The organism is Halalkalicoccus jeotgali B3 (assembly GCF_000196895.1).
GTDB lineage: Archaea > Halobacteriota > Halobacteria > Halobacteriales > Halalkalicoccaceae > Halalkalicoccus > Halalkalicoccus jeotgali.
Genome location: NC_014297.1, coordinates 904622 through 928254, shown reverse-complemented (window position 1 = coordinate 928254; position 23633 = coordinate 904622). Strand labels below are relative to the sequence as shown.

General features: G+C 65.9%; 28 protein-coding genes and 1 tRNA gene. 7 read left to right on the top strand and 22 right to left on the bottom strand.

Annotated features, from left to right (window positions below; translation table 11 throughout):
* Positions 1-7: 7 nt before the first annotated feature.
* On the top strand, positions 8-1714 hold the full coding sequence (locus HACJB3_RS04585; RefSeq protein WP_049934293.1) for a pyrroloquinoline quinone-dependent dehydrogenase: 1707 nt from the start codon (positions 8-10) through the stop codon (positions 1712-1714).
* A gap of 150 nt (positions 1715-1864) precedes the next feature.
* The gene (locus HACJB3_RS04580; protein WP_008414421.1) at positions 1865-2044 is read left to right on the top strand and encodes a hypothetical protein; all 180 of its coding nucleotides are present in this window, start codon (positions 1865-1867) and stop codon (positions 2042-2044) included.
* A gap of 39 nt (positions 2045-2083) precedes the next feature.
* Here HACJB3_RS04580 and HACJB3_RS04575 read toward each other — a convergent pair whose 3' ends face one another.
* Positions 2084-2833 (bottom strand): class I SAM-dependent methyltransferase, encoded by a 750-nt coding sequence (locus HACJB3_RS04575; RefSeq protein ID WP_008414420.1) that lies wholly within the window; start codon positions 2831-2833, stop codon positions 2084-2086.
* A complete protein-coding gene (locus tag HACJB3_RS04570) occupies positions 2833-3141 on the bottom strand; it encodes an amphi-Trp domain-containing protein (protein ID WP_008414418.1) in 309 nt (102 codons plus the stop codon). Before HACJB3_RS04570 ends, HACJB3_RS04575 begins: the two co-directional genes overlap by 1 nt.
* 100 nt (positions 3142-3241) lie before the next feature.
* On the opposite strand from HACJB3_RS04570, the gene HACJB3_RS04565 reads away from it, so the two are divergent.
* Together HACJB3_RS04565 and HACJB3_RS04560 are read left to right on the top strand one after the other, a co-directional pair.
* Complete coding sequence (locus HACJB3_RS04565) at positions 3242-3535, top strand: ArsR/SmtB family transcription factor (protein WP_049934530.1); 294 nt, start codon at positions 3242-3244, stop codon at positions 3533-3535.
* Between the two features lie 53 nt (positions 3536-3588).
* Positions 3589-4041: a hypothetical protein gene (locus HACJB3_RS04560; protein ID WP_238532826.1), complete on the top strand. Its 453-nt coding sequence runs from the start codon at positions 3589-3591 to the stop codon at positions 4039-4041.
* A 2-nt stretch (positions 4042-4043) separates the two neighbouring features.
* Here the strand turns inward: HACJB3_RS04560 and fer are convergent, their stop codons facing one another.
* Both fer and HACJB3_RS04550 read right to left on the bottom strand, forming a co-directional pair.
* Positions 4044-4469: a ferredoxin Fer gene (gene fer / locus HACJB3_RS04555; RefSeq protein ID WP_049934529.1), complete on the bottom strand. Its 426-nt coding sequence runs from the start codon at positions 4467-4469 to the stop codon at positions 4044-4046.
* A 135-nt stretch (positions 4470-4604) separates the two neighbouring features.
* Complete coding sequence (locus HACJB3_RS04550; protein ID WP_008414411.1) at positions 4605-5435, bottom strand: hypothetical protein; 831 nt, start codon at positions 5433-5435, stop codon at positions 4605-4607.
* A 230-nt stretch (positions 5436-5665) separates the two neighbouring features.
* On the opposite strand from HACJB3_RS04550, the gene HACJB3_RS04545 reads away from it, so the two are divergent.
* Positions 5666-7603: an aldehyde ferredoxin oxidoreductase family protein gene (locus HACJB3_RS04545; RefSeq protein WP_008414408.1), complete on the top strand. Its 1938-nt coding sequence runs from the start codon at positions 5666-5668 to the stop codon at positions 7601-7603.
* A 114-nt stretch (positions 7604-7717) separates the two neighbouring features.
* Here HACJB3_RS04545 and HACJB3_RS20130 read toward each other — a convergent pair whose 3' ends face one another.
* Positions 7718-7864: a hypothetical protein gene (locus HACJB3_RS20130; protein ID WP_008414407.1), complete on the bottom strand. Its 147-nt coding sequence runs from the start codon at positions 7862-7864 to the stop codon at positions 7718-7720.
* Between the two features lie 74 nt (positions 7865-7938).
* Between HACJB3_RS20130 and HACJB3_RS04540 the strand changes: the two genes are divergently transcribed.
* Entirely contained in the window at positions 7939-9225 is a 1287-nt protein-coding gene (locus tag HACJB3_RS04540; protein WP_008414405.1) for a glycoside hydrolase family 68 protein, read from the top strand.
* Position 9226: 1 nt separating this feature from the next.
* Here the strand turns inward: HACJB3_RS04540 and HACJB3_RS04535 are convergent, their stop codons facing one another.
* The 17 genes from HACJB3_RS04535 to trmY all read right to left on the bottom strand — a co-directional run bounded on the left by HACJB3_RS04535 (position 9227) and on the right by trmY (position 22124).
* The gene (locus tag HACJB3_RS04535; RefSeq protein ID WP_008414402.1) at positions 9227-11338 is read right to left on the bottom strand and encodes a GH32 C-terminal domain-containing protein; all 2112 of its coding nucleotides are present in this window, start codon (positions 11336-11338) and stop codon (positions 9227-9229) included.
* A gap of 45 nt (positions 11339-11383) precedes the next feature.
* Positions 11384-13183, bottom strand: a complete 1800-nt coding sequence (locus tag HACJB3_RS04530; protein ID WP_008414400.1) for a DEAD/DEAH box helicase — start codon at positions 13181-13183, stop codon at positions 11384-11386.
* Between the two features lie 35 nt (positions 13184-13218).
* On the bottom strand, positions 13219-13578 hold the full coding sequence (locus HACJB3_RS04525; RefSeq protein WP_008414399.1) for a hypothetical protein: 360 nt from the start codon (positions 13576-13578) through the stop codon (positions 13219-13221).
* Positions 13575-13829 (bottom strand): hypothetical protein, encoded by a 255-nt coding sequence (locus HACJB3_RS04520; RefSeq protein WP_008414397.1) that lies wholly within the window; start codon positions 13827-13829, stop codon positions 13575-13577. Before HACJB3_RS04520 ends, HACJB3_RS04525 begins: the two co-directional genes overlap by 4 nt.
* Positions 13826-14113, bottom strand: coding sequence for a ubiquitin-like small modifier protein 1 (locus HACJB3_RS04515; protein WP_008414395.1), 288 nt, complete (start codon positions 14111-14113; stop codon positions 13826-13828). The genes HACJB3_RS04520 and HACJB3_RS04515 overlap by 4 nt, the downstream gene beginning before the upstream one ends.
* Before the next feature lie 62 nt (positions 14114-14175).
* The gene (locus HACJB3_RS04510) at positions 14176-14613 is read right to left on the bottom strand and encodes a hypothetical protein (RefSeq protein WP_008414392.1); all 438 of its coding nucleotides are present in this window, start codon (positions 14611-14613) and stop codon (positions 14176-14178) included.
* Positions 14610-14993: a hypothetical protein gene (locus tag HACJB3_RS04505; RefSeq protein ID WP_008414391.1), complete on the bottom strand. Its 384-nt coding sequence runs from the start codon at positions 14991-14993 to the stop codon at positions 14610-14612. The genes HACJB3_RS04510 and HACJB3_RS04505 overlap by 4 nt, the downstream gene beginning before the upstream one ends.
* Positions 14994-15027: 34 nt before the next feature.
* Entirely contained in the window at positions 15028-16776 is a 1749-nt protein-coding gene (gene arcS / locus HACJB3_RS04500; protein WP_008414389.1) for an archaeosine synthase subunit alpha, read from the bottom strand.
* Between the two features lie 69 nt (positions 16777-16845).
* Positions 16846-17148 carry a hypothetical protein gene (locus HACJB3_RS04495; RefSeq protein ID WP_008414387.1) on the bottom strand — a complete coding sequence of 101 codons (303 nt, stop codon included), beginning with the start codon at positions 17146-17148 and terminating at the stop codon, positions 16846-16848.
* 3 nt (positions 17149-17151) lie between these two features.
* Positions 17152-17847 (bottom strand): hypothetical protein, encoded by a 696-nt coding sequence (locus HACJB3_RS19580; protein ID WP_148258232.1) that lies wholly within the window; start codon positions 17845-17847, stop codon positions 17152-17154.
* Between the two features lie 120 nt (positions 17848-17967).
* Positions 17968-19425: a tRNA guanosine(15) transglycosylase TgtA gene (gene tgtA, locus HACJB3_RS04490; RefSeq protein ID WP_013199393.1), complete on the bottom strand. Its 1458-nt coding sequence runs from the start codon at positions 19423-19425 to the stop codon at positions 17968-17970.
* Between the two features lie 39 nt (positions 19426-19464).
* Positions 19465-20016 carry a class I SAM-dependent methyltransferase gene (locus HACJB3_RS04485; protein WP_008414384.1) on the bottom strand — a complete coding sequence of 184 codons (552 nt, stop codon included), beginning with the start codon at positions 20014-20016 and terminating at the stop codon, positions 19465-19467.
* Positions 20013-20552 (bottom strand): NUDIX hydrolase, encoded by a 540-nt coding sequence (locus tag HACJB3_RS04480; RefSeq protein ID WP_008414382.1) that lies wholly within the window; start codon positions 20550-20552, stop codon positions 20013-20015. Before HACJB3_RS04480 ends, HACJB3_RS04485 begins: the two co-directional genes overlap by 4 nt.
* Positions 20553-20560: 8 nt before the next feature.
* A complete protein-coding gene (locus tag HACJB3_RS04475; protein ID WP_008414379.1) occupies positions 20561-20917 on the bottom strand; it encodes a CHY zinc finger protein in 357 nt (118 codons plus the stop codon).
* A gap of 89 nt (positions 20918-21006) precedes the next feature.
* Positions 21007-21174 carry a hypothetical protein gene (locus HACJB3_RS20125; RefSeq protein ID WP_008414377.1) on the bottom strand — a complete coding sequence of 56 codons (168 nt, stop codon included), beginning with the start codon at positions 21172-21174 and terminating at the stop codon, positions 21007-21009.
* Between the two features lie 231 nt (positions 21175-21405).
* Positions 21406-21478: transfer RNA gene (locus tag HACJB3_RS04470), tRNA-Pro, on the bottom strand.
* A 49-nt stretch (positions 21479-21527) separates the two neighbouring features.
* The gene (trmY, locus tag HACJB3_RS04465; protein ID WP_008414375.1) at positions 21528-22124 is read right to left on the bottom strand and encodes a tRNA (pseudouridine(54)-N(1))-methyltransferase TrmY; all 597 of its coding nucleotides are present in this window, start codon (positions 22122-22124) and stop codon (positions 21528-21530) included.
* Positions 22125-22285: 161 nt separating this feature from the next.
* Here trmY and HACJB3_RS04460 point away from each other — a divergent pair, with 161 nt between their 5' ends.
* Positions 22286-23614, top strand: a complete 1329-nt coding sequence (locus HACJB3_RS04460; protein WP_008414373.1) for a tRNA pseudouridine(54/55) synthase Pus10 — start codon at positions 22286-22288, stop codon at positions 23612-23614.
* Positions 23615-23633 lie beyond the last annotated feature (19 nt).

Sequence of the window (23633 nt, the reverse complement as noted above, 5' to 3'; positions counted from 1 at the left end):
GATAACAATGTCAATAGAAGGAGACAGGGCCGTCAAGGCCGCACAAGACACGGTTGTACGGGAGACAGACAACGGCTATCGGGTGCTCGGCGCACCGGAGCAGTCGGTCACACACCAACACGACATCGATCGGATTCCCGAAAAGGACGTCACGCAGGAGATGCTCAGCGGGAGCGGGGACAACCCCGAAGCGTGGTTGGTCTACGGCGGCAACTACGAACAGCACCGCCACACGACCTGCGAGATCATCACCCCCGAGAACGTCGGCGAACTCGAACTCGAATACGAGATGTCGGTCGGGTCGGGTTCGAGCATGGAGGGGACACCCCTGATCGTGCCGGGCGACCCGCCGATCATGTACCAGTCGAACGGGCCGAACCACATCAAGGCCATCGACCCACGCGAGGGCGAGGTCCTCTGGAGTTACACCTACGCGGTGCCGAACGACGTGGTACTGTGTTGTGACGACAACAACCGCGGACCGGCCGTCTACGAGGACCAGGTCTTCATGACCACCCTCGACTCGGGCGTCGTCGCGCTGGATCGCTACTCCGGCGAGGAGCAGTGGTATCACAGCACCGCCGACCACGAGCGCGGGTACTCCGCGACGTGGGCCCCGCAGGTCTACGAGGGCACCCTCTTTACGGGAAGCGCCGGCGGCGAGTACGGGGTACGTGGCTTCCACACCGCCATCGACGTCGAGAGCGGCGACGAGGCTTGGAGCACGCTGCTCTCGCCGGAAACCGAGTGGGTCGGCGACAGCATCAACCAGTCGGGGACGACCAACTGGATGGGCGCCACCGTCGACGAACAGCGCGGGAAACTCTACCTGCCGATGGGCAACCCCGGGCCGGACTTCGACGGGTCGGTCCGACCGGGGCCGAACCGCAACAGCATCGGGACGCTCTGTCTGGACATGGAGACGGGCGAACACGAGTGGTTCCACCAGGAGTCGGCCCACGACGTCTGGGACTACGACTCGGCGATGCCCCGCATCCTCATCCGCGACGTCGAGATCCGCGGGAAGGAACGCGACGTCACCGTCTCGGTGGGCAAGACCGGCTGGCTCTATACGACGGACGCCGAAACCGGTGAACTGCTAGTCCGCAGCGAGCCCGGCTGCCAGCAGCTCAACATGTTCCGGATGATCCCCCACATCGACGAGGGCCGCCGGATGCCCTTCATGCCCGGCGGCATGGGCGGCAACGACTGGCAGCCCGGCGCGTACAACCCGGATCTGGGCATTTCCTATCACAAGCTCCACAACTCGCCACAGGAGGCGTGGTGGCGCTTTGAGGAGTTCGAGGCCGGCAAGAAGTACTGGGGCGGCATCCTCGAGGACGAGATCGAGTCCCACCCCGAGGGCTACAACGACCACATCGGCGTGATCACGGCGTTCAAGCCCCTGACCGGCGAGGTCGTCTGGCAGGACTGGATCGACAGCGACGTCTACCTCTGGGGTGGCTCGATGTCGACCGCGACGGGACTGGCCTTTGCGGGCAATCAGAACGGCGAACTGGTCGGCTACGACGGCGAGACCGGCGATCGCCTCTGGGAGTACGACGCCGGCGAGGCGCCGATCTCGGGCGACCCGATCAGCTGGTACGACCCCGGCACCGAAAAGCAGTACCTCGCGATCCAGGTCGGCGGCAGCGGCTGGCTCCGACGGGGCAAGCGCGACGACCGGCTGCTCGTCTTCTCGATGGAGGAGTAGGCGCGATTCACGAAACGGGTTTTTTGCGGCTGGTCCAGCAGTACGGGTCTTCGTCCAGCAGCGAACGGACCAGCGCCGGGCGGCATCTCGGCGCCCGATCGCGCCCGGGTCCCGCGAACGCTTATCGGTCTCGGCTCCCTCGTGCTGAGGATGGGGATATTTCGGAAGGTCGGGCGCCAGGTCGAACAGTTCAAACGGACCGCGACGGAGACGGCGAAGGAGAACGCGGACTACCGATGTCGGGAGTGTGACGCGCGGTTCGACGTCCACGACGGCCGCTGTCCGGAGTGCGGGGCGCCGGAGGTCGTCTCCGTGGGCGACGAGGAGTGATATCCTGCGGGCGGGGGGATCGCTGAACGGGACGCGACGCTACCTCGCCGACGGCGTCACGACGAGTACGATGTACGGCTCGCCGCCACGCTTTCGCTCGACCCGTTTCACCGTCTCCACCGAAAAGCCCGCCTCCGTGACCTGATCGCGCCAGTACGTTTCGGGGTCGTCCTCGACCCCGTCGGGTGTGATCGGCAGTTCGAGGACTCCTAAGGTGCCGTCGGGCGCACAGACCCGCCGGAACTCCCGCAGCGCGCGCCCGTGGTCCTCGGCAGGCAGGTCGTGCAGCACCCGGCAGGCGGTGACGACGTCCTGCGAGCCGGTCGCCAGCGGCAGGCGTGCGGCGTCGCCCCTGAGGGGAGTAACGTCGATCCCCGCCTCACTGGCGTTTCGCCGCGCCAGCAGGGGAGCGTTGCCGAGGATCACCCGACTATCGAAGACGTCGAGGCCGAGTACCGACGCCTCCTCCGAGAGGGAGGGTGCGAGCCCGACGAGCGACCGGCCAGTACCACAGCCGACGTCGAGGACGGCGCTGGCCCCTCCAAGGGGGAGTTCGGACGCCAACGCGTCGTACTTGTAGCGTTCGAGCGCCCACGGCGGCGGACGCAGCAGCTTCGTTCCCGCACGACCCGAGCTGATGAGCGCCGGCAACGCCAACGCGACGGCGAGCGCGCGAACCCAGCGCGAGGACGTTTTCCACCGGACCACGCCGACTCCGAGGAACGCGACGAACCCGAGGGCGATCTTCCGGAGCCGGCTTCGCCAGTGATACAGCCCGAAGTAGTACACTACTCGACGCTGAGACCGCTTCCCTCGGTGTCGTGGGCTTCGGCGAACTCCACTTCGATTTCGAGTTCGCCCTCGCGTTTCTTCGAGAACTCGACCTCGACTTCGATGGGTTCGCGGTACTCGAAGGGGATCTCCCAGTCGCTGCCCGAGACCGTAATCGAGGTCCCGCTCTCGACGGCGTCGGCGAGGTTTCGGAGGAACGTCGCGGTCTCGTCGCCCGAGAGACGGATCTCGCGCTCGAAAAAGCCGCTGGTGATCGTCTTTCGTCCGTGCTCGCTTCGATCCGGAAACTCGACGTCGTGTCCCATGGGTATCTGTATCACGCGGTCCCCCTTAACTCCGGGCGCTCGGGGTGGGCGTGTCAACCGAGTAGCAATGACTATGGTGGAGAGTTACAAACGACAGCCCGTGTCACTCATCGACGTATTGGGGAGTACGCCGCGACTGAAGATCATCCGCGAACTCTCCCACGGACCGCGATACGTCTCCGAACTCACCGAGGCAGTCGGGATGGACGGGAAGACGGCGGCCCACCACCTCTCGACGCTCGAGGACAGCGGAATCGTCGAGTACTACCGACGCGGAAATCGCAAGTACTACCGACTCGTCCGGCGGGTCGAACTCGAGATCGCGCCCCCGCCCGAGCGGACGTTCATCCTGCAAGCGACCGAGCGTCCGGACGCCGCGTCGGGCGACGATTGACCCTTGGAGTGTCGGGCCAAAGCTATATGGTAAATCGTGATGATTGTGCACACATGGCTTCCAGTGACGGGGCGACAATGGAGACGGACGAGGACGCCGAGGGCGTCGAATCGACCGTCGATTATCAGATCGAGGAACTGATCGACCGGCGAACCGAGGAGATCGAAGAGCGGATCGACGACCTCCAAGCGGACCTCGAGGAGGTAGACAACTACGCCCGAATCAGCCTCGGCGAACGACGGGTCAAGGGTACGGAGGCCAACCTCGCGGAGTTCTCCGAGTCGCTGACGGACTTCGCCGACCGGACGTTCACGAAGACGAACGCCCTCGAGAGTCAACTGGAGATCCAGCGCCTCCTCCTGGCGGAGATGCTGGAGGCGCTCGCGGCGGCGGACATCGAGGTCGACGTTTCGGACGTCGAACAACATCAGGAGGGACAGTTGGTGATGAGCGCCTCCCCGGAGGAACGCCTCCACGAGGCCATGGAGAAACACTCGACGGACTGATTTCAGACCTCGCGGACGCCGACGATGTTTTCCTGAAGGTAGTCCGCCAGCATGGCGTTGTAGACGACTTTGACCTCCTCGCTTTTCGGGATCGACTGACAGCTCAGGTAGATGTTTCGCTCCTCGACCTCCTCGTCGGTCAGGATCAGGTCCATATCCATCTTCACGTCCCCCTCGTAGAGGAACATCGTACAGTACGCACACGAGGCTGCCCGACACTCGAAGGGCCACTTCTGCCCCTCGTCTTCCGCACCGTCGAGGATGTACCGCGTTCCACGGATCTCGAAGGTCCCGTGGTCCTTCTCGGTCAGATCGGCCGCCGCCGCCTTCTCGAAGAGGTCGTCGTCGTCGAGGTCCCAGCCGTGTTCGGGAATCGCCTCGTAGTTCAGGTACTCGATCTCGTGGACGGGGAGTTCCTCGGGATCCATGTCAGCTTCGGCGTCGCGACCGACCTTGATGTTCGGAAGGCTGCTTGACATACACGGACGATAGTGATACACCTACTTAATTGGAGTGCCAGCAGCTACCAAGAGACGACCGTCGGACGATACCACTGTACGTGGTTACTCCGACCCGTCGTCCGAGTCGAGGAGAGGGGCGATTTCCGCCTCGTCGGCCGTGGGAACGGCGATTTCGGCCAGAAGCGCCCCGCACTCGACGCAGTCGGCCCAGACGACGGTGTGGGCCCGCTGGCAACACGGGTCGACGCGGTCGACGCCGCGCTCGACGCCACCGCCACACGCCGGACACGACCCGAGTAGGAGTCGCAGTCGGTCGAGGAGGTCACGGCGCGCGTCCGGATCGAGGGCCGACCAGTCGGCATACCGGTCCCGAAAGACGGCCGCGGCGGCGACGTCCGCCAGAAGCGCGGCCCGGGAGTCCCAGCGAACGAGCCGGTTCCCCCCGATCGAGAAGGCTCGCTCGCCCCGTTTGTCGGCCGTTTCGACGCCGAGAGTTCGCTCGACTGCCCGTTCGCCGGGCTCGTCGGCGCGTGTCTCGTCGATCGCCGCGAGCCAGCGCGAGCGAAAGCCCTCCGCCAGCGTCGGGTCGTCCTCGCCCACGAGGATATCCGCACGTTCGAGGGTCGCCCACAACTCACCGTCTTCGAAGGTACCGAGCGTCCTCGGAGCCGGTTCCTTGCCGAACAGCCCGAGAACCGCGGGCGGGAGGTACCGCTTCGTGAGTTCGGGCGTGCCGGGGACGAGATACCCCCGGAAGTAGATGGCGAGGAGACCGCCGAGGAGGACGACACCGCCCGCCGGAAGCGAGACGACCGCGACGGTGATCGTCACCGCTACGGCCAGCAGGACGTTGAGTGCGGTACAGGGGAGACAGCGGTTCTCACCCGTGTACTCCGGCCGTCTGATGGCGGCAGTGATTTCGGTTACACCCATCGTCCCCTCACCACCTCCTCGCCCGACCGGCACCGCTTGGTACGCCACCACATATATCATGGGCCACGGATCCGCACGTGGTAAATCTGCCGCTCAGCCGGATCAGGACGGCAGAAATAGCGGCGTAGGAGCCTGAAAGACGCCGTTATCGGTGATGTAACCGATATCAATTACTCTCTGGTGGGAAAGTCTAACACGATACGGACCCAACGTAACACTCGTAGATTACCATGACAGATTTAGGCGGATTCCAAGACCACGTGGCACGGGTCGACCTCAGCTCGGGCGACGTGAACTACGAGAGTATCGACGACGAGGACGCGGAGAAGTACATCGGCGCGCGCGGGCTCGGCGTCAAGTACGTCTTCGACAACGGCCCCGACGTCGACCCCATGAGCGACGAGAACCTCATCGCGTTCATGAACGGTCCGCTGACGGGCACCCAAACGGTGATGAGCGGTCGGATCGCCGTCTGTACGAAATCCCCGCTGACGGGTACCGTTACCGACAGCCACCACGGCGGCTGGTCGGGTGCACGCCTCAAGTGGTCGGGCTTCGACGGACTGGTGTTCGAGGGGAGCTCGGACGAACCCGTATACGCCGTCGTCGAGGACGGCGAAATCGAACTTCACGACGCCTCGGATCTCTGGGGCAAGGGCGTCCACGAGACCCGCGACACCTTAGAGGAGCGCCACGAGGGCGCCTACGGGAAGAACATGTCCTTCATGGGCATCGGACAGGGCGGGGAGAACGGCGTGAAGTACGCCTGCATCATGAACGAGGACGACCGCGCCTCGGGCCGGGGTGGCACCGGCTGCGTGATGGGCTCGAAGAACCTGAAAGCGATCGTCATCAAATCGGGGACGAAAATGCCCAAGCCGGCCGACCAGGAGACGTTCATGGAGGGCCACCAGCAGGCGATGCAGCTCATCCAGGAGTCCGACGTCACCGCGCCCAACGAGGGCGGCCTGTCGATGTACGGGACGAACGTCCTGATGAACATCACCGAGGAGATGGACGGCCACCCGACGAAGAACGGCAAGTACACCTCGGGCGTCTCGTACAACGAACACGAGGAAAACCGCCCGCACGATCTCGACGCCGAGCGGATCAGCGGCGAGAACGTCCGCGAGAACATCCTCGTCGACGAACCGACCTGTCACTCCTGTCCGGTCGCCTGTAAGAAGGAAGTCGAGGTCCAGACGATGCACAAGGGCGAGGAGATGAACGTTCGCATGGAGTCCTTCGAGTACGAGTCAGCGTGGGCCTTGGGTACTAACTCCGCGAACGACGACCGCGATAAGATCGCCGTGATGATCGACCGGTGTAACGACGTCGGCGTCGACACCATCGAGGTCGGCAACATCATGGCGATGGCGATGGAGCTGACCGAGCAAGGCAAGCTCGACGACCTCGAGGACGGCATCGACTGGGGCGACTCCGAGACGATGATCGACATGATCACCCGGATCGCCAACCGCGAGGACGACCTCGCGGACCTGCTCGCGGAAGGCCAGCACGGCCTCGCAGAAGCGGCCGACGGCCACGACAGCAAGCTCTCGGTGAAGAACCAGTCGATCGCGGCCTACGACCCGCGCTGCATGAAGGGCATGGGCATCGGGTACGCCACCTCGAACCGTGGCGCGTGTCACCTGCGTGGGTACACCCCCGCGGCCGAAATCCTGGGGATTCCCGAGAAGGTCGACCCCTACGAGTACGAGGGCAAGGGCGAGCTGACCGCGACCTTCCAGGACCTCCACGCCATCTCGGACAGCTTCGACATCTGCAAGTTCAACGCCTTCGCCGAAGGGATCGAGGAGTACGTCCTCCAGTACAACGGCATGACCGGCCTCGACGTCAGCGAGGACGAACTCATGGAGGCCGGCGAGCGCGTCTACAACCTCGAACGCTACTACAACAACCTCTGTGGGTTCGACGGCGCGGACGACTCCCTTCCGGAGCGGTTCCTCGAGGAGGGCGGAAACCCCGGACAGGGCGCGAGCGAGGGCGAGTACTGTGAGCTCGAGGAGATGAAAGCCGAGTACTACGAGCACCGTGGCTGGGTCGACGGCATCGTCCCTGACGAGAAGCTCGACGATCTGGGGATCGACGTGGGCCCCGGAACGGGCGTCTCGACCGGCGACTCGCCGGCACCTGCCGACGACTGAGCGGTTCGACCCCACTTTTTCGACCGATCAGACGGAGAGACTGACCAGCGCGATCGCCAGTAGGAGGATCCGAACTGCCACGAGCGCGCCGGCGTACTCCTCGATGCGATCCTCCTACCGGTTCGTAACGGACGTCAGCGCGACGAGCGAGTCGTACACGAGGAGACAGATCGTGGCGACGAGGTTCGTCTCGACCGGCACGATGCCGACGCCGACCGCGAGACCCACCACAAGCACGTTCCAGAGTTCGGCGAGCCCCATCCCCCATGGAGGCGGTTCGCAGCCCGCTCGACGGATAACACAACCGTTTTTTCCGAGATAGGCCGACTGTGAGTATGACTCCCGAGCACAGCGGGCGGGCAACGCCACGCTGGACGCGCGAACACGCCTCGAAGATCGAGCGCACCGACGAGACGGTCGTGCCGATCATCTACCCGCCCCGCGAAGACGCCGCCCCTGAGATCAACGGCTGGGATACCTGGTTCCTGCGGGAGCGCGACGGTTCGATCGCCACTGTCGGGGGCTGGCGCGTGATCTTCTCGTTGACCGCACCCGCGGACCTCCTGCCCGGAAAGCGCCACGACGTCGCCGAGATCCGCTATTTCTACTCGCGGGACGGCGAGACGTGGTTCGACGGCGGACCCGTCTTCGAGGGCGGGACTCGCGGCTCACGGCAGTGGGCCGGCTCGGCGCTGCTCGATGACGACGGGCGACTCTACGTCTTCTACACCGCCTCCGGTCGCGCCGGCGAGGCCGAGATCACCTATGAGCAGCGCCTCGCGGTCGGGTCCGGGGGGTCGGTCGTAGCCGACGACGACGGGGTTCGTATCGAGGGCCCCTTCGCACACGGGGTCCTGCTCGAACCGGACGGCGAGCGCTACGAGCGAGAGGAACAATCGAGGGGGATGATCTACACCTTTCGGGACCCGTGGTTCTTCGAGGATCCAAGGAGTGGTAAAACCTACCTGCTGTTCGAGGCCAACACGCCGATCCCGGAGGGCGCGGGCGCCTGTGGGGACCCCGTCTGGGAGGAGTTCAACGGCAGCGTCGGGATCGCACACTCGCCGACGGGCGATCCGACGGACTGGGAGCTCTGTGACCCGCTTCTCGAAGGTATCTGTGTGAACCAGGAACTCGAACGGCCGCACGTCGTGGTGCGAAACGGCTTCTACTACCTCTTCGTCTCCAGTCACGACCACACCTTCGCGCCCGGGCTGGAGGGGCCCGACGGTCTCTATGGGTTCGTCGCGGACTCGCTACGGGGAGAGTATCGCCCGCTCAACGGCTCGGGGCTGGTACTGACGAACCCCGCGAACGCGCCCTATCAGGCCTACTCGTGGGTCGCGTTCTCACACCGTGAGGAACTGCTGGTCAGCGGCTTTTTCAACTACTACGATCTGGGCGGGCTCACGCTCGACGACGTGGCGACCCTCTCGCCCGATGAGCAGCGCGCGAAGTTCGGCGGGACGCTCGCGCCGACAGTCCGAGTCGCGCTTTCGGGCGATCGGACCCGGATCACGGGCACGCTGTCGCACGGACGGATCCCGCTCGAATCGGAGGAGCTGCCCGACCTCCCCGAAGAGCGACTGGCACACCGCGAGGAAACTCGCCGGGGGTACTGATCTACCGGGTCGGCGAGCGCGCTCGGTTCGCGTTCCACGCCGATCCGAGCGTCCAGGCATCGAGTTCGACCCGCGCGGAGCCACCGTGAGCGGCCAGCGAGACGCCGACGCTGTCCTCGCGGGTCGGATACACACGACTCGTCAGACATCGGCGCTCGTTGACGAACAGTTCGACGACCGAGCCGTCGACGAACGCGCGAACCGAGAGCGGACGCTCTAGATCCCCGACCGGCATGTGCTGGGCCTCCGTCGTCACCCGGTCGTCGAGACTCGATGGGGCGCGCTCGAGGCGTAGCTCCTCGTCGGTCAGACGGATCGGCGTGCGCTCGACGCCGTCGGGTGATTCAAGGACCGCGAGTTCGACCTCGTCCGCGTCCTCGGCGTGGATCGTCGCGTCGAGTTCGAGATGGCGTCCCGAGAGTTCGAGCGAGCGCTCGCCATCGGAAACGTGGATCCCGCGGCAGGTGTGGGTCGTCCGGAGCGCTTCGAGTTCGGGGGCCGGGCGCTGGCGCAGGTGGCCCTCCTCGAAGGCGAGTTCGCGGGGCAACGAGAGCACACCGGACCAGCCGGCGTCCCACTGGGCGCGCTCGTCGCGCGCCTCGGGGAGCCAACCCCACGTGAGCGCCCGCCCGTCGTCGACGAGCGACTGGGGGGCGTAGAAGTCGCCGTGGTCGAGACGCTCCTCGCTCTCGACGTGGAACTGGCCGTCCTCGAACTGACCGAGAAACGAGATAACCTCCTCGTAGTTCGAGACGTGAAGCAGGCGGCGCTCGCCCAGATCCAACAGTTCTGGACACTCCCACATCCCGCCGGTCTCGCCGGTACCGACCAGGATCGGGCCGGCGTACTCCCACTCGCGCAGGTCCGGCGAGGTGTACCGAAAGACCGCCCCGCCGGCGTCCGCGAGCCCGGAGCCGATCAGGTGGTGCCACAGCCCGTCCTCGAACCAGATGCAGTGATCGCGAAACTCCGCCTCCCAGTGTTCGGAGCCGACGACGTTCTCGGGGACCTGCTCGATCACGGGGTTGTCGGGGTCTTTCGCCCACGTCCTGAGATCGGGGTCGGTCGCACTCGCCCGGCAGGGAAGCTGGATCGCTCCCCTGCCGCCGGTGTAAAACAGCGTCGCGGTCCCGTCGTCGTCGACCGCACAGCCCGACCAGCAGCCGTCCCGATCGGGGCCCTCGGGCGAGGGTGATAAGGCGACCGGCTCGTCTTCCCAGCGGACCAGATCCTCGCTCGTGGCGTGGCCCCAGTGGATCGTCCCGTGCATGGGACCGGCGGGGTTGTACTGGTAGAAGACGTGATACCGGCCGTTCCACCGGATCAGCCCGTTGGGATCGTTGAGCCAGTTCGCGGGCGGCGTGAGGTGATAACGCGGTCGGTTTGGATCCTCGGAGAGCTCCTCGCGAAACCGAGCGAGGGCGGCGCTATCGTGAGGGCGCCCCGGCACGTCGCCCTCGGCGAGCGTCCCGAGGACGTTGCCGACCAGCCGCGAGCTGGCGGTCGCCGTGGCGCCCTCGGCGTGACCGCCGAAACGAAGCGCGCTGCCGGCGCCGATCACCCGTCCCTCACCCACGCGCCAAGAGACGAGCGGCAGGTCGCGGACGGCGTCGTCGGCCCCGTGGACCAGCGCCGAGAGCACCTCGCCGCGCTCGGGGAGGACCTCGACGTAGCGCGCGAAGGGCTGTTCGCCGGGGGCGGCGGTGTGGATCCGGAGGTCGTCGAAGCCCTCGAAGATCGGGTGCTCCCGGTGAAGGCGCTTTGCGAGATACCCGATCGGCTCGTCGGGGTCCTCGATCCCGACTGCGTCCGGACCGACGGGGTCGATTCCGAGCGCGGGCACGGCCGTCAGGGCCTGCAGGCTCAAAAACAGGCCGCCCCCGTCGCTGAGGTACGAGCGGATCGACTCGCGGGCGTTCGCGGAGAGCGCCTCGACCGGCTCGGACCGGTGCCACCACAGGACGTCGTGGCGGGCCGGGTCGAGCGACTCGGCGGTGGGGTCGACGGGATCGGCGGCCGTCGCGGCGGCTCGACACCACTCGTGGGCCGCCCGCTGCTCGGGGGAGCGTTCGCCGACGTGGAGGAGTCCGACGCCCGCCGCGTTCTCGAACATCGCCCGGAACTACTGGGTACGCGAGTAAAACCTTCGTGATCCACCTCAGGCGGTCTCGGCGTCCGCCTCGATGACGTTTACGCCCTTACGTTGGAGGTGGCGCAACTGGTCGCGGACGAACTCCTCCTCCTCGGTGCCACGGGTCGCGAGCATGTAGACCTGCGCGCCACCGACGGGACGCATCGTCCGACCCGCACGCTGGGAGCCCTGGCGCCGGGAGCCGCCCAACCCGGAGGCGACGATGGCGACGGTCGCCGCCGGCAGGTCGATCCCCTCGTCGCCGACCCGCGAGACCAACAGGACCTCCCGGGTGCCGTGACGAAATTCGGAGAGCAGGCGTTCGCGTTTCGCGTACCGGGTCTGTCCGCTCAAGAACGGGATTTCGAGGTCCTCGGCGTAGGCCTCGCCCTGATCGATCCAATCGACGAAGATCAGCGTCTTCTCACCGGCGTGGGCCTCGAGCAAGCGACGGATCTCGTCGAGCTTCGCGGGGTTCGAGGCGGCGACCTGGCGGCGCTCGTGGCCGACGGCGCTCGCGTACTCGGATTCGGCGGCCTCGTTTCTCCAGGGGACGTAGCGGATCTCGACGTCGGGCTCCATCACGTAGCCCGCCTCGAACAGCGCCGACCAGTCAGTGCCGATGGGCGGACCGATCAGCGTGAAGATCTCAACCTCGTCGTCGCTCTCCCTGACCGGGGTCGCAGACAGCCCCAGTCGGTGTTTCGACTGGAGGTCCGCACTCCGACGGAACACGGGGCTGGGGATGTGGTGGGCCTCGTCGTAGATGATCAACCCCCACCGCCGTTCGTCGAACAGCCGGCGGTGCCGTTCCATCCCCGCCGTCTGGTAGGTCGCGATGGTCACCGGGCGGATCTCCTTTTTCCCGCCGTGATACTCGCCGATCTCCGCGGCCGAGAGGGATGTCGATTCGAGCAGCGACTCGCGCCACTGGGCCGCGAGTTCCCGGGAGGGAACAAGAACGAGGGTCTCGCCGCCGACCGCGGCCATCGCACCCATCCCCGCGACCGTCTTGCCGCTTCCCGGCGGGCCGACCAGCACGCCGGCCTTTTGCTTTGTGAACCGCTCCACCCACTCCCGTTGGTACTCACGTAGCTCGAGCGAAAGCTCGATTTCGAGGGGATCGCCCGTGTCCAGATCGCGGGCGTCCCGGACGGGGTAGCCCTCGTCGTACAGCAGGCGCTTGATCTCGCCCTCGCTCCCCTCGCGCACCCAGCTTTCGGTGTCGGAAATCGGCGCGTGGAGCTGGTCCTCGCCGAGCACCTGCCGGGCGACGTTGCCCATCAGGCTCTCGCTGTCGGCCTCGAGGACGGTGTATCCGTCCTCGTGAGTTCTGAGGACGAACTGCCGTGCGCGCTTCCACTGGCGGGTGATCCACTCCTCGAGGCTCTCGTGGCGCTCGCCCGTCACCCGCCGCAGCGCAAGAAGCAGGTCGGCCAGATCGTCGTAGGGCGCCCCCCAGACGTCCTCCTCGCGGATCCGATACAGCGCGTCACCCGACCCGTTCGTGTCGATCAGATGGGCGAACGTCGAGAGCCGGGCGCGGGTGAACTGCTCGGGATGCGAGACGACGAACTCGCGACGGTTCGGGAAGGTGACGACCCGCTCGCGTCTCGCCTGTTGGTCCCACTCTTTGGGGTACCAGACGACGGGATCGCGCTCGACGTCCCGCCGACCCACCAGTCCGACCCCCGCGAGCTCGGAGAGGCGACGGTCGGCCTCCTCCTGGGAACAGTCGAGGGCGCGGGCGAGTTCCTCGGCGGTGAGAACCGGATGACCCAGGTCCTGGATCGCGTCGTAAAAGTCCTCGAGCGTGTCGTCGGTCACTGGCCGCCAGTAGGAGAGCGGAAGCTAAACGGCTTTCACTTTCGCGTCCCGACCACGGCGGCCGAGCGAACCTCGAGGGCGGTCTCGAACTCCGCGCGGCGGTCCTCGCGCTTGCCGAGGCGAAGCAGTTGTTCCTCGTGGGTCCGCTGGATCGCCCGGTACTCGCGTCGTTCCAGCCCGAGGTCGGCCCCGACCGTCTCCCAGTGATCGGCGGGGACGAAAAAACAGCAGGCGTCGTCGGTCTCGACGGCGAGTTCGTAGCGCCGCCGGTAGGTCCCGAGGTCGGGCTCCAGTTTCGACTGCGCCCGCTCGAGGAGCCCCGGGAGGCGGTTCCCGGCGACGCTGGCTTTCGCGGCGGCGAGCAACACCACTTGTCCGTCGATCGGGTGGCTCATCCCCCCGCGCGCATCGCCTTCTGGGCGAAGTCCTCGATCAGCGGTTCGAGGGTCTCTTCCTCGCCCTCGAAGACGATCGTCACCTCCGTCAGCGAGAGGCTCGGACCGATCGAGACCTTCTGCGAGGAGAGACTCGCCTCCCAGCTCTCGCCGACGACCCGGTCGTCGCTCTCGACTGTCCCGCCGAGGTTCGAGAGGTAGTGACGGGCGAGTCGCTGGCTGATCCCCCGAAAGGAGCGTTCCGTCCTCACGCCGACCCCCCGGCGACCGGCGGGAACAGACTCAGCGTATCGCCCGCTTCGAGCGGCGTCTCGGGACCCTGTGCGTGGGTCACGTCCCGACCGTTCTTCAGGATCGAGAGCTGGGGCTGGATCGCCCCGTCCTCGTCGAGCAGTCGTCCCTCCAGCCCGTCGAACTCCGATTCGAGATCCGCGAGGACCGCCCCCACGGTGGCGCCCTCCTCGTAATCGCGTTCGATCGTCTTCTGACCGATCGCCTCCCGGAAGGTGGCAAACGAGCGCAGCTCGAGGTTCATACCGGTGGAACGGACGCACGCGGTATAAATACTGACAGTCGCCCGGCGGGCCGTATCGAACGTCAACCCCGCAGTCCGACCCCGAGTGTGCCGCTGAGCGCCCCGAGACACACCGCGAGCGTGCCGAGCGCGGCGAACGCCGGTGGCGCGAGCGTCTCGTAGGCCAGAACGAGCGGGACCCGTCGCGGCGAGCCGAGCCCGTAGGTCATCGACATCGAAACGGCGGCCATCAGCCCTGCGGTCGAACACACTACTAGCGCCCCCTGAAGCGCGCCGCTTGCGGTCGGTCGGGTCAGATAGCCCGCCGCGAGCCCGCCACAGACCAGACAGAGCGCGGTGACCGAGAGGCGGGCCGCCCCTGAGAGGGGCCCGACGATCGAGACGAAGGTGGCGAACACGCCGAAACAGAGGCCCGCGGCGACCGCCCCGCCGTCTATCGCCCGATCGGCCCCGCTCCGCGAACGGGGCTTTCGAGCGTACGCCGGGTCCTCGTCGCTCATACCGCGTCGCTCAACCGGATCCCGTCGTCCACGAGACGGGCGTGGCGCTCCTGATCGAGCGCCTCGGCCAGTTCCTCGTGGTCGTAGAGCTGCTGGATCAGCGCGTACTGGAAGTCACACCACACCTCCGCGTAGATCGAGGACTGGCCCCATGCCCGTAGCTCGACGATGTACTCGTCGTACTGCTCCCAGCGCTCGACCACGCGGTCGATGACGTCCGCGGCGGCGCTCGCGGCCTCGCTTTCCCCCTCGCCGATCGCGCCGTTGATGTAGCCCTCGTACTGGTCGATCTCGCGTTGCATCGCTACGAGCGTCTCGTCGCTGTCCTCGGGCAGGCTCTCGCCGAGCTCGCGGGGTACCGCCAGCGTGATCTCGTCCATGGGAGCGCATGGGACGCCGCCGATAAAAAGCCCGCTACCGCTCCTCGACGTGGCGGACGTCGACCGCAACCCCGCGGGTGCTTTCGGCCATCTCGCGGCCGAACATCTCCGCGCGTCCGACGGCGAACGCCTTCGGGCCCTCGACGACGACCTCGTCGCCGGTCCGGATCTCCGGGTCGGCGTTCAGCACGCCCGGCGCGAGGACGTTCCCGTGGGGAACGAACCCGTCGATTGCGACGCGTTTGGTGGAGGCGTCGCTGTCGAGCCACCGCCGCGCCCCCGCAAGCGTCAGCGCGAGGGTTCCGTACTGGGGGACCATCGCCGCGAGTTGCTCGCCGTCGCTCGTATGCGCGCGGAACTTCGGGTACCGGCTCTGAATAGAGAGATCGGGGAAGAGTTCCTCGCCCGCGCCCTCGCCGAACTGGTAGTCCGCGATGGCCTTTACGGTGTTATGCTGGCGCTCGCGCTTGCCGTACTTGAGCTCGCCGTCGAGCGTCCGCATGAGGTTCGCGATCGAGTCCGTCGTGGTGGGGTGATCCTCGACGGTGTACTCGATCTCAGCGTCGATGTGGGGCTCGACGCGCTCGATGATCTCGCGGTAGTCCTCGGGAAGGTGGGCGATGACTCTCGGGTACTCGTTGCGTTCGAGATACCGGCGGAGCACCCGGGCGACGAAGGCGATCTCGGTTTCGGTCCAGCGCCCGGTGACGGCGGTGTCGTAGTGCTGGGCCGGGTAGGTGGTTTCGAGCTCCTGAGGGACGACCCCGATGGGCGAGGTCATCGAGACCAGATGGGCGCGATACTGGATCGCGTCGTGGAACTGGCCGTGGCTCTGGGACTCGCTGTAGGGTTTCGTGGCCGAGCAGGGCACGAGGACGAGCGGGTTGTCAAACCGGTTCCGATAGCTCGATGTGACCCGGTCGGCAAAGCGCTGGATCTCGACCCGCCGGAGGGTGTCGTCGGTCGTCGCGCTGATCTCGCTGGTCCGGTAGATCGGGGTCCGTTCCTCCAGATATCCCCACTCGTCGTCGAATTCCCGAAAGAGGGAGGTCAGCCACGGTGCGTGGCGGGCCTGGCCCTCGACGTAATCGCGCAGCCGGCCCGCGCGGATCCGCTCGCGCACGGTCGCGAGCTCAGCACGGAGGGCGTTCTCGTTGTGTTCGGCACAGTCCTCGCGGGTGAACGCCTCTATCGGGCGCTGACAGGCCGAGCAGGCACACGGCAGCTCCTCGAGGTCCTCGAGGAACCGCTCGCCGTCGCTCGTGAGGTACTTCCCTTGCGTGCCTTTCACGACCGCCTTGTGCGAATCGAGGAGGTCGATGCCGAGATAGGCCAGCAGCGCGGCGTTTCGGGGTGTCGCGACGCCGGAGAGATAGAGTGCGGTGTCGGCGGGGATCGCCCGTCTGGTTTCGATGATCTCGTCCCGGAGCGCGCTGGCGTGGCCGACGCTCCCCTGTGCGGTCGAGAGGACGTAGGCGTCCGCGCCGAAATCGCCGGCGGTGTCGGGCGAGACGACCGCCCCGCTCGGGTACTCGACGTCGGGATGCTCGACGGTGAAGGCGTCCTCGACCTCTTCTGCGGTGCCGCTCGGGAACGCCCGATGGGGGAGGATCGTCACACGGTCGTCGCGGCCCTCGGGCAGGTCGCGCTCGGCGGCCCAGAGGCTCCCGGCGTCCTCGACGTGATCGTCCGCGAGCGCCGGCGTCGTGAGGGGGTCGGCGAGGCGTAGTTCGCCGATCCGGGCGGCCCCGTCGCGCCCGTGAACTTCGAAGTATTCGGTCATACGGGTCATCGGAGAGTGTCGCGAAAGAGAGTATCGATAGGGAGTTTGGCCCCAGTCAAGCGAACCGAGTCAATCGAGAAGATATAGCACGCAGACAGAAACCGACAGTACTGCTGCGGTGACGAATGCGAAGAAGATACTGTCGCCGTTATCGAATACGGTGAAAAGCACCAGCATTAGTACGATGATCCCGGCTCCCGTGAGCTTCTGTGAAAGCATCCCCCGGTAGGTGTATTCGACACCTGCGACAGAGAGAGCCATAGCGATACCGGCTATCGCCGGAAAGACATGAACGCTGGCCCCGGTCGAAAGCCATCCGTAGGCCGCCAAAACGGTAACGATAGTACAGAGAAAGATTACGCTCCGTTTCATTGGTTATAACGCTTCGAAGTGCACGCCGGGAACAAGTTTCAATGAAGGGACTTGCGATCGCCCTGCGCTGTATTGGCTAGTCACTCCGTGGCAGATGTTTTCGTAATTTAAATAGCCACGGTGACAGTCCCACGCTCCCCATGTTCCGGTACTACCGGACGGATTAATGTGGTCAAGAAAGAGGCGGCCGATTACGAAGCACCCGATGCCACCAGCTGCAGCACTAGCCATGCCGCCTTTGGCACCAAGAACCGCACAAATTCCTGCCTCAAGTGATCCTCCCGTGATGCTGTCCCACGTTTCGCCGAGTTCGATCGAGAGAGCTACGTAGTAGTGATTTCGATAGAGGTGTCCGCCACAGGAACCAAATTGTCTCACCTGCACATCGGAGCGGGAAATAAGCTCATTGTGTCCCATCGTGCTTATGCCACCACTTGAGACGGCTCTGACAGCACCCGTGTTTTTGTCTACTCGATAATATTCTGTTTCGTCGTCTTTCGTAACCGCAACGATGTGGTACTCATCGCCTTCGTCAACGACCTCGTGACTCATCTCTGAGTCATTGCCCGATCGTTCGGAGTCTGTTTGAGGAGAGGCTTTGCCTTTCTGTACGCCCAGTATAGGGAGGCTTCCTGCAGCACTAATTCCTATCGCAGCTGATTTTAATACAGATCGCCGATTTTGTTGTTTTTCATTCACAACATACACTCCCTTGATTTATATATGTATCTTGTGGGCATCATTGGTAGAAATGGAATAATCGTATCTGTATGGTTTCTAAAACAGCCCTCCAACAGGGACCTACATGTCGTGAACTTGCTAGGAGATTAATATGCACTTGGTATGTTTGGGCAGGGCCGCGAGCGCTGCGTCGGGCCAGCCCGCAGTCGCCAGCGCGATCTCGCAGTCGGGGTTCGCCTCGGCCAGCCGCTCGATCCCCCGTGCGGCCGCTGCGTAGGCCTCCTCGTCGAGTCGGTCGGGGAGTTCGGCGTTCACGGGGTAAGTCTCCGAGAGTTCCGGCGGGACGGGACCGAAGGGTGGGCGAACGTCCCAGACCTCATCGGCCTCGATCCCGTCGACGGAGCCGTCGGCGAGCAACAGCGAGTCAGGAACCGAGAGTCGTTCGAGTCGGCGGTGGTGGCGCAGTACCTCGGGCCGGGAGGCGCTCTCGCCCGAGAGGTAGAAGAACGTCGACTTCGAGGCGGGGTCGGTGCGTTCGAGCTGTTCGGAATGGGCGAGCAGGGCCCGGTAGCCGTCGAGCATCGCCGGATGCCCGCGGGCGCGGGTCTCGACGAGTTCGAGCAAACTCCCCTCGCGGATCGCGTGCTTGATCCGCCGTATCTCCGCGAAGGTGACGTGGAGGTTGTGCTCCGAAAGCAGGCGCTCAGTGTCCCCGTCCCTGACCTCCGCGGGGGTGTACTCGGCGCAGACGGGACACGAACACGGGAAGTACTCGAGCTCCTCCAGATGCTCCGTTCCCCGAGCCGTGAGGTATCGTCCGTCGCGCGCGTATATCGCGTAGGCCGCCGAATCGAACAGGTCACAGCCCGCCGCGACCGCCAGCGCGAACATCATGGGGTGGCCCGCGCCGAAGAGGTGGACCGGGGCGGCCGGCCCCAGCCCGCGTTTGGCGGCCACGACGGCGTCGATCATCTCGCCGTACCGGTAGTCGTTCATCAACGGGACGACCGCCCCCACCGGAAAGACGTCGAGTCCCGTCCCCGCGGCGTGGTCGCCCGCCGCCTCCCGGAGGTCAGGGTAGGTCGAGCCCTGGACAGGCGCCGAAACGAGCATTTCCCCCGCATCGAACTCGGCGGCCGCATCGAGGCGCTCTTGGGTGGTTCCGAGCTCGATCTCGGCGGCCTCGCGCTCGGTATCGGGTGCCGTCGGGATGTCGACCGGGGTCGCGATGTCCGAGCCGATCTCCCGTTGGAATGCGAGAATTTCCTCGCTCGTAACGTCGATCTCGCCGTATTCGGCGAGTTGGAAGGAGCCCGAATCGGTCATAACCGCGCCGGGGAAATCGAGCAGGTCGTGGAGCCCCCGCGAGAGGGCCGCCTCGCGCAGGTCGTCGCTGCCGTGAAGGATGTACGAATTCGTGATGAGGATCTGTGCGCCGAAGCGCTCGGCGAGTTCCCGTGGGGGGATCGTCTGGATGTGGGGGTTGACGACGGGCATGATGGTGGGCGTCTCGACGGTGATGCCCGAACGCGGGACCGAGAGCCGGCCGATCCGCCCGGCGGCGTCCCAGTCGCGGGCCTCGAAGATCTCGCTCATTGGTCGGGGTTCGGGCGAGCGCGCGGTAAGGGTTGCGAGTCACTCCTTTCGGGCGATCAGGCGCACATCCGTCTGCTCGTCGGTGATCTCCGTCGGTTCCTCGTAGCGGACGATCCGCAGGTCGAGACAAGCCCTGAGGAGCTCGTTCGTCCGGAAGCGAAATCGGCTCGAACGGTCGCCGGGCGGGTGGAGACGATGGGTGTACAGCAGGACGCCCCCGGGCGCGAGCGCCTCTTTGAGGGCGGGCAGGACGTTCAGGCTGTAGTAGCGACTCACCACGATCACGTCGTAGGTTCCGGCGGGGAAGTCGTAGGTTTCGACGTCGTCCCGAACGAACCCGATGCGCTCGGAAACGCCGCGGTCACTCGCGCGATCGCGGGCGATCTCCAGTCCCTCCTCGGAGCAGTCGATCGCGTCGACCGCGTAGCCGTGCTCGGCCAGACAGATCGCGTTGCGCCCCCCGCCGGTCGCGACGTCGAGCGCTCGGCCCTCTGGGAGGTCGTCGACCCACTCCCGGAGGAGGTCGGAGGGGTCATCGGGCGGGTCGCGCTCGCGATAGCGCTCGTTCCAGCGGGTGCGCTCGTCGGTCATCGCGTGAGCGCGTACCGGAGGACGCCCGTGAGGGTCCGACCGTCGCTGATCTCGCCGTTCTCGGCGTCGCGCTTGAGCCCCTCCCAGTCGGTCGTCTCCACCCGGATGGACTCGTTGAAGTCGAGTTCCTGCTCGCCGGTCGGCTCACAATCGTGGGCGACGAAGTAGTGATGAACCGCATCGAGCAGCCCGTTTGCGGGCTCAACGGTAGTGAGGAACTCGATCTCGCCGGCCTCGTAGCCCGTTTCCTCCGTGAGTTCGCGCCGGGCCGCGGCCTCGCGGTCCTCGCCGGACTCCATGCTCCCCGCCGGAAGCCCGCGGTTGACCCGCTTTACTGCCTGGCGCCACTCCTCGATGAGTACGACCTCGCCCTCGGAAGTGAACGGGAGGATCACCGCCGCGGGCGGCTCACTGGCGTAGTCGAAATCGGTCTCGGTGCCGTCGGGCAGCCGAACGTCCTCGTGGATCACGTCGAAACCGGGACAGCTGTAGGCGACTTCTTCTTCCATGGTCTCCCATTCGAGCGGGTCGGTCATGTGCGGGCCTACGGCGGGTCGGCTCCAGAAGCTTCCGACACGCCGGCGAAATACAGGTGATAGTGATTCGCACAGCCGGGGTTGAACGTCGCCCCGCAGTCAGGGCAGGCGTCCTCACAGGCGAGGTACTCGGTGATCGTGAGTTCCGTATCACAGCGTCCACACAACACCGCGCGTTCCCCACGGGCGTCCTCGGACCAGCGCTCGGCGTCATGGTTCGTGCGGGCGGCGTGACACTCGTAGCAGGCGAAATAGTCGCCACAGCAGGGAAACCGGATCGCGATTACGTCCCGCGACGAGCCGTAGTGCGCACAACGCGTCTCGTCGTCGAGCCCGACACCCCGCACGCGCTCGCGACTGACCATGTTTCGGCGTCGGAGCGCGATCGTATCAATCCGTCGGCGTCGTGACGGCTCTCAGTCGCGATCGTCCGATATCGTCGTTCCGAGCGCGTTCAAGCGATGATCCGCGCCAGGAGGACGATCGGGACCACGGGGATCGCCAAGCCGGTCACGAGAAGGAACACGACGATCACCGCCTTCTCGATCTGGCTAGAGTCGTCCCAGATTGATCGGGACATCTCGTCGATCGACTCGGCCGTGCGCTGGATGAGTCCTGCCATCGGTGTGGTCGAGACGGGCGGTGGTTGTAAAGCTCCCGAAGACGGCCGTCGCTTCGTTCGCGAAGTGCGCGCGGGCAGAAATAGGCCGGCGCAGACTCGAACTCGCCGAGACGATCGTCTCACTCCGTTCGGCGCTGCGTCTCGTCTGCTTGCATCTTCGCGACGTAACGGTTCGCCCGCATTCGCGACTCGTCGCTGGCGCTCCTCGTCGGTTGAATGCGGGACGAATAGTGGGCCGGCTCAGATTCGAACTGAGGTTACGGCCACCCGAAGGCCGAAGGATACCAAGCTACCCCACCGGCCCGCACTCCGAGAAAAGCCGGTTGCGTTGTTAAGCGTTCCGGAACGGCTCCTCAGTACCCCGTGTACCCCTCGGTATCGAGCCAGTTGTGCGCCACCGTGATCGCGTGGTTCGCGTGAATGGCCTCGGGGCCGAGTCGCACCCGAGCGGCGGCCCGTTCGTCGAGCAGATCGACTTCACGCGCGGCGAAATCCCGGTGATCCGAGAGGACGAACACCGGATCGTCCGGCGGCTCGATCGCCACGGCGGGGTCGCCGTCCTCGTGCAGTTGCACCACCGATCCCTCCTCGGCGGCGGCCGCCAGTACGGGCTCGAACCCCCGTCGGGAGAGATACACCCCGGGGGAGGTCTCGACTTCCATGTGCCCGATAGCCTCCTCGCGTTCGTCGAGGGCCTTTCTGATCAACGCCGCCGTCGAGCGCTCGTCGGGGTTCAGCCGCCGGAGCTCGCTGCCCTCGAACCGGACCGTGAACTCGTCGGCGAGCACCAGAGAGGTCCGAACGTCCTCGCGGATGGCGTGCGAGAGGAAGAAGGCGGCGGAGACGCACCGACAGAGCACGTCCAGCCGGCCCGCGCCGCCCGCGAGATCGGAAAGCGAGAAATCGGGAGTGGTCGGAACCTCGTGACCCGAGACGATGAACTGACGCATACCCGCTCTCGCCGCCCGGTGGGGATATACTCCCGGATCCGCGGATGGAAACGCCAAGCCCTTAGCCGCTCCCCTCGAAAATCCGGTATGTGCACGGTTGAGAGACGGCGACGCCTCCACCCGAACGGCGTCGCGAAACGGGCGGTCGCGGGGGACGCGGAATGAACGCTCTCGAACGCGCGAGGGAGGTCATCGCACAGGACCCGGTCTGTAACGTTTGCGTGGGTCGGGTGTTCGCCGACCGGAGTTTCGGGCTGACGAACGACGAGCGCGGCACCGCGTTGCGCACGGCGCTCGCGCTGGCGGACGACGAGCCCTACGAGGCACCCGAGATCACGGACTGTTGGGTCTGTGAGGGGTACAGCGGCGCGTTCGACGCGCTGGCCGAACGCGTCGTCGAGAAACTCGACGGCGTCGGCTTTTCGACCTATCAGGTCGGCACCCGAGTCGCGCCGCTGATCGAGGAGAACGAACGACTCCTCAGGGAGAGCGCCGGACTCCCCGAAGACGCCGGCGAGACGTTCAGATCCGAGTGCAATCGCGAGGTCGGAAAGCGCGTCGGCCGCGAGACGGACACAGAGGTCGACTTCGAGCGCCCGGACGTACTCGCGCTGTGTACCGTCGAGGGCGAGGACCCCGACTCGATCTCGGATCACGCCGTGGACCTCCAGATCAACCCCGCGTTCGTCTACGGCCGCTACCGGAAGCTCGAACGCGACATCCCTCAGACCGAGTGGCCCTGCCGGGAGTGTGGCGGGTCGGGAAAACAGCTGGCTCCCGATGGTGGGGAAGAGCCCTGTGAGTACTGCGGGGGGTCGGGCTACCTGTACGACGACAGCGTCGAGGGCTTTACCGCTCCGGCCGTCGTCGCGGCGATGGACGGCGAGGAGGGCGTTTTCCACGGCGCGGGTCGTGAGGACGTCGACGCGCGCATGCTCGAATCGGGCCGGCCGTTCGTCCTGGAGGTCAAACACCCGCGAGAGCGAACCCCGGACCTCCCGAGCCTCGAACGCGAGATCAACGAGGCGGCCGAAGGGGCAGTCGAGGTCGAGGGACTCGACCTCGCGACCCACGAGATGGTCGAGCGGGTCAAGGGCTTGGAGGCGAGCAAAACGTATCGAATGGACGTCGAGTTCGCCGGACCGGTCGACCCCGAGGCCTTCGAGGGGGCGCTCGACGCGCTCGACGGCGCGACCATCGAACAGGACACCCCACAGCGCGTTGCGCACCGCCGGGCGGATCTCACGCGCGTGCGGGAGGTCTACGAGATCTCGGGCGAACTGCTCGATCCGGAACACGCCGAACTGACGGTCCACGGTGCGGGCGGGCTCTACGTCAAGGAACTCGTCAGCGGTGACGAGGGCCGGACGGAGCCGAGTTTCGCGGGGCTGGTCGGTGTTGAGGGCGTCGTGACGGCGCTCGACGTGATCGACGTCCGTGGCGAGAGCGGGGCGTTCGACGACCCCGAGTACCTCAGAGACACGAACTGACCGCCCGACTGGGACCCGC